7 protein-coding genes are annotated in these 13,746 nt (G+C 49.9%); 5 read left to right on the top strand and 2 right to left on the bottom strand.

The genetic code is table 11. The features are described 5' to 3' along the window. Positions 1-14: 14 nt before the first annotated feature. Positions 15-1,565: an excinuclease ABC subunit UvrC gene (locus JIN82_RS15320; RefSeq protein ID WP_200312548.1), complete on the bottom strand. Its 1,551-nt coding sequence runs from the start codon at positions 1,563-1,565 to the stop codon at positions 15-17. A gap of 139 nt (positions 1,566-1,704) precedes the next feature. Between JIN82_RS15320 and JIN82_RS15315 the strand changes: the two genes are divergently transcribed. From JIN82_RS15315 to JIN82_RS15300, 4 genes are all read left to right on the top strand, one after another. Then, the gene (locus JIN82_RS15315; RefSeq protein ID WP_200312547.1) at positions 1,705-2,526 is read left to right on the top strand and encodes a MotA/TolQ/ExbB proton channel family protein; all 822 of its coding nucleotides are present in this window, start codon (positions 1,705-1,707) and stop codon (positions 2,524-2,526) included. A 17-nt stretch (positions 2,527-2,543) separates the two neighbouring features. Beyond that, complete coding sequence (locus JIN82_RS15310) at positions 2,544-2,957, top strand: ExbD/TolR family protein (RefSeq protein WP_200312546.1); 414 nt, start codon at positions 2,544-2,546, stop codon at positions 2,955-2,957. Between the two features lie 134 nt (positions 2,958-3,091). Continuing rightward, on the top strand, positions 3,092-3,469 hold the full coding sequence (locus JIN82_RS15305) for an ExbD/TolR family protein (protein WP_200312545.1): 378 nt from the start codon (positions 3,092-3,094) through the stop codon (positions 3,467-3,469). 594 nt (positions 3,470-4,063) lie between these two features. Next, positions 4,064-6,445, top strand: a complete 2,382-nt coding sequence (locus tag JIN82_RS15300) for a tetratricopeptide repeat protein (protein ID WP_200312544.1) — start codon at positions 4,064-4,066, stop codon at positions 6,443-6,445. Positions 6,446-6,492: 47 nt separating this feature from the next. Here JIN82_RS15300 and JIN82_RS15295 read toward each other — a convergent pair whose 3' ends face one another. Beyond that, on the bottom strand, positions 6,493-10,047 hold the full coding sequence (locus JIN82_RS15295; protein WP_200312543.1) for an ATP-binding cassette domain-containing protein: 3,555 nt from the start codon (positions 10,045-10,047) through the stop codon (positions 6,493-6,495). A 248-nt stretch (positions 10,048-10,295) separates the two neighbouring features. Between JIN82_RS15295 and ftsH the strand changes: the two genes are divergently transcribed. Further along, complete coding sequence (gene ftsH / locus JIN82_RS15290) at positions 10,296-12,608, top strand: ATP-dependent zinc metalloprotease FtsH (RefSeq protein ID WP_325099526.1); 2,313 nt, start codon at positions 10,296-10,298, stop codon at positions 12,606-12,608. The last annotated feature ends 1,138 nt before the right edge of the window (positions 12,609-13,746 follow it).

The following is a 13,746-nucleotide window of genomic DNA, read 5'->3' as shown; positions in this document are numbered from 1 at the left end:
TTGAGTGGGGGGAATTAGCTACCGCGCGACCATTGATATATTTGTTCGGCTGTTTTTGGACCAATGCCCGGCACTGCCTTGAGCGCTGGAATGCTGGCTTTGCGGATTTTTGCCACGCTGCCAAATCGCCTGAGTAACTCCTCTTTGCGTTTGCGGCTCATGCCTGGGCAGTCGTCGAGCAAGCTCTCGCGCATCCTCCGGCTGAGCAAGAGCTCGTTGTAGTTGTTGGCAAACCGGTGGGCTTCATCGCGGATGCGCTGCATCAGCTTGAGTGCGCCGGTATTGTGGTCGAGCCGCAGTGATTCGCTTTCACCGGGGCTGAATATTTCTTCAAATTGTTTAGCCAGACCAACGATGGGTAGCTCGGCGAGTCCGAGGCGTTTGAGCTCATCGTAGGCGGCGCTGAGTTGGCCTTTACCTCCATCGACGATGACCAAATTTGGCAGGTGAATGGGCGATTTTCCTTCCTTGGCCAGACGTCGCAATGCGGCTATCGGCGACTCCTGAGTCTCAGCGGCTACCTCTGGGTTGGCTTTGGTATTTTCCAATAAGATGCGTGAATAGCGGCGGCGCACCACCTCAGCCATGGAGGCAAAATCGTTCTGTCCGGTGACCGTTTTGATGCGGTAGCGCCGGTACCCTTGGTTATTGGGTACGCCATCCACAAAACGTACCATTGAGGCAACGATGTGGTTGTCGGAGACGTTTGAAATATCAAAACATTCCATTACGTGAATGGGTTCGTCCATGCCAAGTGCTTCTTGGAGCTCCTTGACGTCTTGTTTTGGATTCACTGTGCTCGGTACGTAATGCGCTTTGTTGAACTGGCGTGTTGGGTTGAGCGTTTTTTCCAAGTTGTCGATGATGTCGCGCAGCTTGGCGGCTTTTTCAAAATCCATCCTCGCGGCGGCAGATTGCATCTGTTCTTTCAGCTGGTTGACGCGGTCGCGCTTGCCTTTGCCTTCGAGAATTCGCACCGCATCGGCGACATTTTCTCGGTAGGCTTCAGGGGAAATTCTACCGATGCACGGTGCCGAGCATTTACGAATAATATCAGCGTGGCAGTGGCGGTAGTCTTTTTCTGTGGGAATGCGCGGTCGGCAGGTTCTTAAACCAAACTCGCGGTTGAGCCATTCAAGTGTCGACTGCAATGCCGCCGAGTGGACAAATGGGCCAAAGTAGCGCGCGCCATCGTCCTTTTTCAAACGCGTAATCTCGAAGGCTGGAAATGGATCGTGCAGTTTGATTTTCACCATCAAGTAGCGTTTGTCGTCTCGCAGTGCGATGTTGTAGCGCGGTCGGTATTGTTTGATCAGCTTGCTTTCCAGCACCAGTGCTTCTTCTTCGTTGCGTACCAGATGGAGGTCGAAATCACAGATAGTTTCTATCAGCGCGCGCGTTTTGACGTCGGCCGTCATTTTGCGTGATGGCATGAAATAATTGCCAACGCGTTTGCGCAGATCTTTGGCTTTGCCCACGTAGATGATGCCGCCGAGCCGGTCTTTCATTAGATAGACACCTGGCTGGTGGGGCACGGTGCGCAGTTTCGCTTTTAGGTCGATCATGATATGTCTGGAAAGATTGCGGGGCGGGGCAGCGTAGTGCATGCAGCAGCAGTCTGCAAGCCGGTCCACCACAATCCTAATTTGCGGATTTCCCACGCTTGCGCATTGGCAAATACTCGTTACACTCACGACTCATCAAATGAAAAGTGCATTTTTTACCATAGGATTCTCCCTGCTTGGCATGCTCAGCGCATCTGCTGCGGAGACACAAGAGCAGCAAAAGGATTTGCTAGAAATCCTGCAGATGGGCGGTTTTGTCATGTATGTCTTGGCAATGCTTTCTGTGGTGGCTGTGATTCTTATTTTCTTTTACATTCTAACGATCCGTCGCAATGCCGTAGTTAGTAATAACTTCATGAATGCTGCGGAAGCATTGATTCGTAAACGCGACTATCTCGGATTGGTTGCGCATTGTAACCGCGAAAACCAAAGTGTCGCGCGTGTTACCGAGAAGACATTGGATTTCATGACCAAAAACCCAGGAGCATCATTCAATGATGTGCGTGAGGTGGCTGAAGCTGAAGGTGGCCGCCAAGCTGGCATGCTCACTCAGCGTATCAGCTACCTGATGGATGTGGGAACAATTGCACCTATGGTTGGTTTGTTAGGAACCGTGATTGGTATGATTCAGTCATTCATGCGTATTTCAGAAGGTCAAGTAGCTGGCGTCCAACACATGGGTCTAGCTGAAGGTGTCTATCAGGCGCTGGTAACTACAGCTGCTGGTCTCGTCATTGGTATCACAGCGACGATTTTTTACTCACTATTCCGCGGCCAAGTTCAGAAATACATCGCTGAGCTGGAAGCCGCTGCAACACATTTGCTGGCACTTCTATCAGCGCAGTACAACCGCCGAGGAGGCGCTGCTCCGCGCCCGCTCTACGCTAGCAATAAAGATCACGAAGATGATTTTCCTGAAGGTGAGCTACCGGTCAATGATCGTCCTGAGCTGCACCTCTAATCTAATTATCTAGAGCTATGAAGTTTCAGAAACGAGAACCAGAGCAAGCAGGGTTTCAGCTGGCGCCCATGATTGACGTGGTCTTTTTGCTGCTCATCTTTTTCATTGTCAGCTGGCAGTTTTCGCAAAATGAACGCGAGCTCAATGTAGACGTTCCAGTAGCTGAAGAAGGTGCTGATGCCACGCAAACTGCTGGCGAAATCACCATCAACCTGCGCGAAGATGGTGTGATCATTGTTGATCGCCGCGAGTATACTCGTGAAGAACTCTACGATCGCCTCGGCCGCATTGCCGCGGTGGAAAAAAACCAAGCAGTGCGTATCCGTGGTGACGCCAAAGTTGAGTACCAAAAGGTGGTTGAACTCATCGATACCTGCCAAAAAGCTGGCGTATGGAATGTTTCATTCGCTACCTCAGTGAAACAACCGTAAGGGAGTTGATTTCCATAGAACTCAATCTTTGCTAGAAGCTTTTGTTTCTAGCTGGATGACTATTTAGATCTAGCTGGCTGCCAGCTGGATCTTTTTTTCTGTACGCTTTAGTTAGAAATTTTTATACTAAATTAATGATCTACAAATTAGCAACACTCAGTGCCATCATATCTTCTGTGACTATAAGTTTTGCCGCTGTTGGTGATGAGCTCGCTAAGTTGCCAGCTGAGAAATCTAAGCAGCATGCTGAAAAGCATGTTGAAGCAGGAAAAGCCAAACCAGCTGAACTACGCTTGTATACTAACGGCACGTTCGCACTCGATGGCAAAAAGGTGAACTCGAAGGAGCTGGCTAAACTTCTAGCAGCGCTAAGTGCTGAGAACAAAAATCAAGCGGTTAAGATCATTGGTGATGCTAAAGTTGAGTATCAGAAGGTGGTGGTTGCTATTGATGCCTGCCAAAAAGCTGGCCTGTGGAATGTTACTTTTGCCACGACCGAGCTGGCAAAGTGATCCTATTTCTAGCTGAATAACATATCTCTAGCTGGGGACATTTTCCTGCCAGCTAGATATTTTTTCTTAGGTCTAGCTGGCTTCCAGCTAGATCTATTTTTTGAAAATGGTCACTTAAGCGTGATCAATGTCGTCTGTCTGACAGATGGTGCATTTTAGGCAAAAAAATATGCGGGGGCACCCACCCCCGCATAACGAATACACATACGAAACTATAACTAGTAACGCTGATCAATACGGGGTCCGGAGGCCGAACATTCAGCCATTTTCAGCTAAGATGAGATCGCTTTGCGGTAAATGCATTTATTCGACTGCGATTTGTCATTGAAGCCTAATTTGACAGTCTTTGTAGCCGTGTTTGTCTGGCTCGTCAGTGACTATCACGCGTTGGTGGGAAATTGACCCGCGAGCTGGTGATTTGGTATTTGTTGTCATCATGGCGATTTTTTACATCGCTAGGCAGTGCGAGCTAGCATGGCGTATGCCTTGGCTGGATCCTTGAGATTTGTCAAAATGCACGCATTTGGAATGTTTCATTTGCCACAGCTGGTATAGGTCGGTAGACTGCCGCAGCTTCAAAGCATTGAAATTTCTATGACTACGCGCCAACTCATTTTTCTACTATTAGCCACCGCTCCAGCAGTAATGGCTCAGGCTCCCGTTGCTCAGCCAGTGGAGGAAGACGAGGTGCCCTTGCAAGCCAATCCGGGCGAAGACTTTTTCAATCGTTGCAAACAATTTTATGATGCGGCTAAGGCGAGCTCAAACCGTGCGCAGGCACAGGATTTTTACCGCCGTGCCATCCCGATGTTTGAAAACTATCTGGAGCAATTCCCGGAGCACGCCAATGCTCAAGCGGCTCAGTATTATCTAGGTGAGTCGTATTATCAGATCGACTTTACAGACGAGGCCAAACGCATTCTCGCTGACGTGGTGCGCAAACACCGCGAAGGACGATTTGTTGCCGCTGCGGCTTATCGCCTTGGTTACGATGCCTATTCGCAAAAGCAATTTGGTATTGCAGCGAAGTATTTTGATATCCCAGCTAAGACTGCGGCAGACGCTAAAGATCGTTTCCGCGCGCTCTACATGCAGGCTTATTGTTACCGTGCTGACGGCAATGTTGGCCAAGCTCAGCGTATCAATAAACAGATCGTTGATGATCCTGAAGCGCCAGTTACCTACCGCGAAGCGGCTCAGCTAGCGCTCGGGCATATCTTCCTCGAGCAGAAAAAATACGACTTAGCATTGCCGCAATTTGAAGCACTCACAGGTGTGCAGGTTGAGCCAGATATCCGCGTGGAAGCTGCCATGCACGCTGGCCTCGTTGCTTCCAAGCTGAAGCAAGACGAGCTGGCGCAAAAGTATTACAATATGGTGATGCTTTTCCCTAAGTCTAAGTGGATGGCACAAGCTCAGGTGGCGCTGATGAATAGCCAGTACCAATCAAAAAACTACAGTGAGGTGCTGAGAACTTATGCCGCTGGAGACCTTCAGGGCACTGCATCACTGCGCGCTCGCCAGGCAATGATTGCGGCGAAGAGTGCCTATCAGCTGAAAAATTACGATCTAGCGATTAGAACATTCATCAAAGTGGAGCAAGAGCTTCCTGCTAGTGAGTTAGCTTTTGAGGCAAACTACATGCGACTGCTTTGTTTCTATAACATGGAGGGAGTTAATATCCCAGATCAGGTAGATGCTTTCCTCGAGATTTATTCTCACAACTACTCTAACGACGAGAAGATTCACAAGGCGCTATTGCTCAAATCTGAGACATTATTCTCAGAGCGCAAGTTTACTCAAGCAGCGGCTTCATACAATGCGATCCGCGCGAGCAAAGTGGGTGAGGCAAACTTAGCGAGCCTCTACTACAAACGTGGCTGGTGTTTGTCAGAGTCGCGTGACTTCTCAGGTGCAGTGAAAAACTTCACCGATTTCATCAACAAGTTTCCTAAAGATGATAGATTACCACAGGCTATCGCCAAGCGTGGTGAAGCCTATCAGCATCTCAGCCAAGATGGTGCCGCCTTGCGCGACTTCGACATGTTAGTGCAGAAGTTCCCTAAGTCAAAGCTAGCTGCGCTGGCATGGCAGAACAGTGCGCGTATCAAAAAGGAAGAGCAGAAGTTTGATGAAATGGTGCTGCGTTACGAGCGCCTGCTCAGCGATTTCCCTGAACTGGGAGATGAGACCAAAGCGAATGCATATTATTGGGTTGGCTGGGGAAAATACAAACTTGATGATTACCAGCACGCATTGCCTGCTCTCCAGCAGGCTAAGAAAATGCAGCCGCAAACCTACGGGAAACAGGCTGGCATGTTGATCGTCATGTGCGAATACGCGCTGAAAGATAGAGTGGGGCTGAAAGAAGCTGTGCTCGACGTTCGTGAGTTAGATCTCGGCGAGCAAGTACCTAAGGCAGTTTACCGTTGGTTAGGCGTGCAGTGTGAAAAAGCAGATGAGCTCAAAGATGCCGAGTTGTTCCTAACGCTAGGTGTGACTCCTGATGAACCACGCGAAACGCCTAAGGCATTTTGGAGATTGTTAGGTAAGTCGCAGGTGCGCAATGGGAACTTTGAAGCCGCACTGGTTTCTATCGATCATTTCCTTGATGTTGCTGACAATGGATTCTGGAAAGCTGAGGCATTGCTGGATAAAAGTATTGCTCTGCTAGGCTTGAGCCGTGTGGATGATGCTGAGGAGATTGCTAACCAGGCATTAGCCATGAAGCCATCAGGCCGCGTGAATGCTGAGCTGCGATTGGTTCTTGGCGATGTTGCTTTTGCCCGTCAGGACTACGAGAAAGCAGCTGGCTACTATGTTGTGGTTGTTCAGCTCTTTGTGGATGATAAAGATCTCAAACCAAAGGCATTGTACAAATCCTATCAGGCACTCAGCAAGAAGGGTGATCAAGCTGAAGCTCAACGTTATTTAGACGACCTCAAGCGTGAGTTTCCTGATTTTAAAATGGACTAATTTGCCAGCTGGAATTTTCCTAGCCAGCTAGTTTCTAACTAGCTGGCTTAGCTTGTCTTCTTCATCTTGCGCGCGAGCACCAAGCGGCTCATCAGTAGCGAGAGGAAGCTAACCATAGCCAGTGCCGCAATGCAGTAGTTGGTTGTGTGCATTTTTACCCCAGCTGGAAATTTGTATTCAGCTAGGAAGATATTTCTCTCTTCCTCTTTGCGGTAGTCGATGCGCTCGATGTCTGCTTTGCCGACTAGCAAGTTAGTGCGTGAGTTGACAAAAAACTCCATGCTGCCGCGGGTTTCTTCATGCTCATCTTCCGGCCAGGTTTGCAGTTTTTCCAAGTCATCAGTCGTGCCATGCAGGCCAATTTCTGTGATTTGTCTATTGAGCTCTTTGGCTTCTTTTGCGGAATTAGAACCTGTGCCCATGAGGTAGGTTAGGGCATTTGTTAGCGTGCGTAGTCGTTCACGTTCTTTTTCGTTCAGCTGGAGGTTTTGCTCAAACTTAAATGATCGCTCACTCAGTGGATCTATCGCTTCTTGCAGAGTGCGGCGGTTTTGCTCGAATGGATTTTCTGTCGCTTGTGTGACTAATATCCCTTCGTACGCGTAGCGCAGTGGCATGAATCTAGCTGGCATCGGTTCTTCGCCAGCTGCACGTGCGTGCTCAGCACCGCGAAACAGGCCACGGTTCATCTCGCCGAACTGTACTAGTGCGCCAGCTAACAATAACTGGGGTACTAGCAGAAGCGGTACTGAGCTGAGAGCTGCTCGCTCGCTATTGACCCATGAAGATACAAACAGGGCGATACAGGTGCCGCACAATGCCGTCATGGTCATCCATAACCACATATCAAACCACATGTTATGGATTTCTAGCATGAAATGGCCAACTACTGTGTAGATGGCACATTGCAAGCCTGCTAGGATGCTTAAAGAGGAAAACTTTGCCAGCAGATAGAGGGAGGCGTTAAAGCGTGTATTGCGCTCGCGCCGCAGTACGGGCATGTCGCGCAAGACTTCGTTAGCGCTGTTGGTTAGGCCGAGGAACATGCCGATAGTGACGGTGAGGAATAGATACACGGGGATATGTAGCCCGGTGTAGAATTCATAAGTTCCCTCAGAAGATGCACGTAATGTTAGGCCGATGAGTAAGGCGAGCAGCGGGGCTTCTAAAATGATGCTATAGATGGTGCCGCGGTTGCGGAACTTTGATAGAAATGATCGCTCAAAATGTGTGCGGAACAATCGATGCCATTCTTTCCAGCGCTGGTAGCGTTTGAGTAGGGGAGTTGGGATGCCGCCATCTTCTTTTCGTTGATCAGCTTCCTTGGTATCCATCTGCTGCGGCTCGTTGTACCGCGTGATCAGCATTTTACTCTCGAAGCGTTCTTGCCAGAAGGTTGATGAAAATCGTCTATTTCCGCCCATGCCGCCGCTGTCAAACATCTCTGTCTCGAGAACGTCGAAGACAAAGTCAGCGCCAGCTGAAAATGTGTGTTCTAGCGCATCTGGCCGTTTGGCTGATGTGATTTGATAGTCGTCACAGGCATCTGCAAAATATTGCACCATTTCATTAGGCGATCCGTAGAAGGCTACTTTGCCGCCATTGTCTAACACTAATACTTTATCAAACATCGACAGCACTGAGGCACCGGGGCGGTGCAATGAGGCAATGACGATTTTATTTCTAGCCAGCGCGCGTAATGACTCAGCCACGTGTTCTGAATCTTTGGATGATAGACCGGAGATAGGTTCATCAAATAGGAAAACTTCGGCACCGCTACTGAGGTCTAAGCCAAGGTTGAGGCGGCTGCGTTCTCCGCCTGATAGACTCTTGTCGCCAGCTGTACCAACCCGACGGTGGGCGAGTGGTTGTAGAGCAAGTTCGTCTAGCACGTGGTCCACGCGCTTTTCGTGTTCGCGCTGCGACAGGTGTGGGCGTCTAATCATCGACGCGTGTCTGAGGTGTTCGCGTACCGTTAGCTGCGGGTTAAGCGCTTCTTCTTGCGGCATGTTGGCAATGAATGGGCGCAGGCGGTCGAGCTGGTGATAGAGTGAGTGGTTATTCAGCTGGATTTGCCCGCGGTCGGGGCGCAGCTGGCCAGCAATGACTGAGAGCAGAGTGCTTTTACCACTGCCACTGGGACCAATGATGCAGAGCATCTCACCGCGCTTGATGGAGAAATCCACGTTATCTAGCGCTTTTTGCCCAGAACCAAAACTGTGTGTTAGGCTGTTGAGTGACAGCTCGTTGATGACATTTCTTTCCTCTGCTAGAATGCCGTCTTTGAATCGACAGCGTACTGCTTGGTTGGCGCTCAGCTGGATGAGTGACCCTTCGTGTAGGCGTGTCTGATGTCTGATTGGCACGCCATCCACAATGATAGTACGCTCGGCTTCTACCACCCGAACACTACCACTTCCTGAGTTAGAATTGTAGCGAATGTCGAGAATGCATCGTCTAGCTAGACCTGGGGATAATAACACGTCGCCACGCTTCAGCGCGGAGGCATCATTAGAGAGTCGGCATTGTTGTTTGCCAGCTTGGATTTTAAATCTACGACCAACTTTCATCGCCTGCAGCCGCAACTGGTCCATGGTCATTGCCGAGCCCGAGCTGAGGTTGAGGCTCTCGCTCATCGCTAGCTGGATGGCTTGGTTGAGCTCAAGAGCATACGGCTGCAGCGCGATCAGCGCCGCGTCGCGGATTGCTTCCACTTCCACCTTGGTGCCAATGGTGACTTTCAAACAGCTCTGGCTACTTTTTACGCGTTCGATACTCAGGCCATTTTCCGTTTCATGTAAAAATAGCGTCTGGCCAACGCCTGTACGCTTGGCATTGAGGAAAAATGACAGGTCATCATAGTTCAGGCTCCAGCTGGAAATGGTGATCACTTGGTGGCTGCGCATGCGCAGGCAGTCGCCTGATGCTAGCGAGGTTCCGCTCAACCATAGTCGTTCGGCGCCCATGTTGCGGATGATGATGATGTTGCCGCTGCGGTAGGCATTCAGTGCGCAGCCGATGGCGTGGTCGGGCAGCAGGATATCGGCGTCTTGGTGGGCTAGGGTGATTTTGTCAAAGGGCAGCTTTTTGCTATCGGCCTTGCCGGAAAATTCCGTGATGATCGATTCGGCCAAATCAGCCGCATTGACTGCGTCTAGCAGTTGCTTGAAAGCTGCGGTGCTCACTTGTTGAGATCCCGAGCTCATTACGAGCAAGTAGAGTTGCATGCAGCCGTGCACGAGTTCTTCGGCTTGAATCGACCCTTGGATCTGTTCGCTGATTTCGTCGATTGACTTTGGCGAGCGCAGTGCACGGCGAAGTCGGCGGGCAATCCACCCGTGGTCGGCCTCGGGGAAGGCATGGCGAAGTAAGTCTAGCGCCACGTTGGCTTCGCCTTGGGCAAATTGATTGTCCAGCGAGACAAATGCGGCAAAAACATCAATCAGCGAGCCAGCATGTGTCATGCTTCTAGGCTCGCGCGAAACCATGCGTTGAATGCCTGGAAGTGTCTCTAATCGACTTAAAAGCTTACTTTTTAGGCTGACTTTGTGTTGATTGCTTGCCACGGCACCGATGGTGGCGTGAAATGGCGCTCGGCGCAAGCTGTTGAAAAAAGGATTTTCTTTTTTTCAAGCTGCGTTACGTTGCGCACGCCATCCGGCCTATCAACTCACCTGCTTGATTAGCCTGCTCAGGATTCCTGTGCTATGCTGGCTCGCCGCTGTGCGATAAATGATTTTACCCGAAAATAAGATACAGAATGTCTGATCAACGACCACCCGAATCACCGAAACCACCAGAAAATCGGCCTCCCGTGCGACCTAATGATAAAAACCCACAATCAGGGGGCATGAATTGGCGTGTACTAATTCTCCTTCTAGTTGGCGGTACGATATTGTTTGCCGCGATGACCATGAGCTCAGAGAAAGCCAAGGTTTTTGATTATAGCGAATTCCGCACCATGGTCGATCAGGGCAAAATTGTCGTTGAGACTGATTTGCCTGATCCAACTGAAGGTGTGGAGCCAAATACCAAACATCGCCTCATTGCTGTGGGGGATGCTGGTATTACTGCTAAACTCAAAGGCTATTATTATAGCGATCCAAAAAATGACGGCTTTAAATACGAAAACAAAGGGGAGTTCCCATTTGTGGTCACAATCGACAAGCAGCTCAACGTCAAAGAGGTTAATCAGATCCTCAGAGGTCTGAATGTGCCAAACGTCAGCGCTGACGCAGTGCCATCTCTTGAAGGTCGTGATTCTCTCACATTGAAAGATCTTCGCGAGCGTATTGCTCGTGGTGATGTATTGGCCAATGCGAAAGAAGAGCCATTATCCATCGTTTCTATCAATGGTAGCGATTCTGCGTATATTCTCGGCCGCTACAACAAGGTGGAGCGCATTGCTAATCCTGATGAAAAGGACATCAAGCTGGCGCCATTTGAAGTGGATCTAAACTACGCAAGTTTCCCAGAAGACGAAAAAGATTTCATCTCAAGCATTGCCAAAACTCAGATTGAGACTGGCAACTTGAAAATGCTGATGTTCAATCTGCTGCCAATTTTGCTCATCATCTTAGTGCTCTTTTTCTTATTCCGCCAGCAGATGAAGTCCGCTGGTAAGGGCGCAATGAGTTTTGGTAAATCCAAAGCCAAGCTGCTCAATCATGAGACCAACAAGGTGACATTCAAAAATGTTGCTGGTATTGAAGAGGCCAAAGAAGAGCTGTGGGAAATCGTTGATTACCTGCGCGATCCTAAGAAATTCCAAACGCTCGGAGGCAAGTTACCTAAAGGTGTATTGATGGTGGGCCCTCCGGGAACCGGTAAAACATTGCTTGCGCGTGCTGTAGCTGGCGAGGCTGATGTGCCATTCTATTCTATCTCCGGCTCAGACTTCGTTGAGATGTTTGTGGGTGTGGGTGCTAGCCGTGTGCGCGATATGTTCGAGCAGGGCAAAAAGAGCGCTCCATGTCTGATTTTCATCGATGAGATTGATGCCGTCGGTCGTCACCGTGGACACGGTGTAGGTGGTGGTCACGATGAGCGTGAGCAAACACTCAACCAGCTTCTCGTGGAGATGGATGGTTTTGATGCCACATCTGGTGTTATCATCATTGCGGCTACTAACCGTCCTGATGTTCTGGATCCAGCTCTGCTGCGTCCGGGTCGCTTTGACCGTGAAGTTCGTGTTGGTCTTCCTGACGTCAAAGGACGTGAAGAAATTCTCAACGTGCACGTGAGAAATATCAAGCTAGCTGCGGATACAAATCTCGAAATCATTGCTCGCGGAACTCCTGGTTTCTCTGGTGCTGAGCTGGCAAACTTGATCAACGAAGCTGCCTTGCTTGCCGCTCGCGGTAGCCTCAAAGAGGTGACGATTAAGGAGCTGGAAGAAGCTCGTGATAAAGTTCGTTGGGGGCGTGAACGTCGTAGTATGGCGCTTAGTGAAAAAGAAAAAGAGAATACCGCTTACCACGAAGCTGGCCATGCGATTCTCAATGTTCTCCTAGAGCACACAGATCCACTTCATAAGGTAACCATCATTCCGCGCGGTCCAGCTCTCGGTATGGCAATGTTCCTGCCAACAGAAGATCGCTTCAACTACCGCGTTAACGAGCTGCTCGATCAGCTGGTCGTTGCTATGGGCGGACGCGTTGCGGAAGAAATCATCTTTGGCAATGTGACTAATGGAGCCATGGGGGATATTCGCCAGGCGACAAATATTGCCCGCCAAATGGTCACCCAATGGGGCATGAGTGAAAAACTCGGCATGATCCAGTACGGTAGTGACCAAGGTGAAGTCGTTTACGCTAGAGATGCTGGCGGTAGCCGTGGTTACTCTGAGGAAACCGCAAATACGATCGATAGTGAGATCAAGCGTCTCGTTGACGAAGCCTACGTCAAGGCGACCGAAATGCTCGTGGCCAACCGCGACACCCTCGAGCTGGTAACTCAGGCATTGATTGAATACGAAACTCTAGACGGCCAGCAGATTGTTGACCTCATGGAGAAAGGTTCCATGTCAAACCCACCAAGTTCACCAACGCCGCCGCCTACTCCAGACGGCAATCAAACATCTGCACCTGAGCCACCACGCAAGTCTGGCGAAGATGAAGATGATGGCCCAGTTGCTGGTGATGTAGTCAGTGCTCCAGCCTAGGCTCAATCAAGATAAACTTTAATTTTACCAAGCTTCTCATCGCTCAGTGCGTTGAGGAGCTTTTTTGCGCAGCATGCACGGGCTGCGTTAAAGGTGCAAGGTTCGCTGCGCTGAAGGTCTAGGGTCCGCTGCGCTGAAGGTCTAAGGTTCGCTGCGCTGAAGGTCTAAGGTTCGCTGCGCTGAAGGTCTAAGGTTCGCTGCGCTGAAGGTCTAAGGTTCGCTGCGCTGAAGGTCTAAGGGGCGCTGCGCTAAAGGTGTGCTTTCCTGCTAGCAGGAAAGGTAAACATCGCTTCAGTGGAAAGTATAGCTAAGATCCTCAGCTGCTGGCATAGCGGTGTTTAGAGTGTGCGTGCTTTAGCACCGCTTTCGGTTCCAGCTGGCATGCCTACGCCGAAGGCGTGAAACAGCCTAGCCTTGGGTAAGGCAGCCCCGAAGGGGCAACGCAACCCAAGGAGAAGGAGCCCTAAAGAAAAAAGCTCTGAAAGAGCGAAACTGATCTTTTGCCTGCAGCTCCTCAGCTGGCTGAAATTTGCAGGAGAAGAGATTTTGTGCGCTGGTGATTTCAGTTGATGACCAGCCCGCTGGGGTTGTTCACCACTTATTCACATTGAGTGAGGCGGGAGGCTTGGCTGGCTGGGAGTTTCTGGCTGGATTTTTTGCTGAATTGGCTGGCGGTTAGGCGATTTTGCTGGGGATGTGGTGCATGTTGATTTGGCAAAATTGTATTTTGGCCAGCTGTGGTGTGGGTAGTTTGCTGAGGTGGTGGATTTTTGTAAAAATCGCTAAGGGTTGATTTTGTGGGCTTTGCGGGTGGTGGGTGAAGAAATTGTCACTTTCGCTGTAGTTTTATCTTGCGCAAATCCGAATTTTGAGTAGGTTGCGCCCCGCCAGCCGAAAGGGGGCACGAGAGAGAAGCAAACGCCGACGAGCTCCAGTAGCCAGTCGGGTTTTTTATCTCCTCGTATTAGTTCTTTTACAGAGTGTACTTAACTTAGTTCCTAGTTCTAAGCAAGGAGCGTGCCAGATGAAGCAAAGTAATTTGCGATTCTGACTAGCATGTTCAGAAGCGAAGAAACAACTAAGTGGAGTAGGAAAGATTGAATTGTGCGCTGTGCATTGCGAGATGTGCAGTATGGTT

It is taken from the genome of Persicirhabdus sediminis, assembly GCF_016595495.1.
GTDB lineage: Bacteria > Verrucomicrobiota > Verrucomicrobiia > Verrucomicrobiales > Akkermansiaceae > Persicirhabdus > Persicirhabdus sediminis.
Note: the sequence above shows the minus strand (reverse complement) of the source record. Positions and strands in the feature narration are given on the sequence as shown.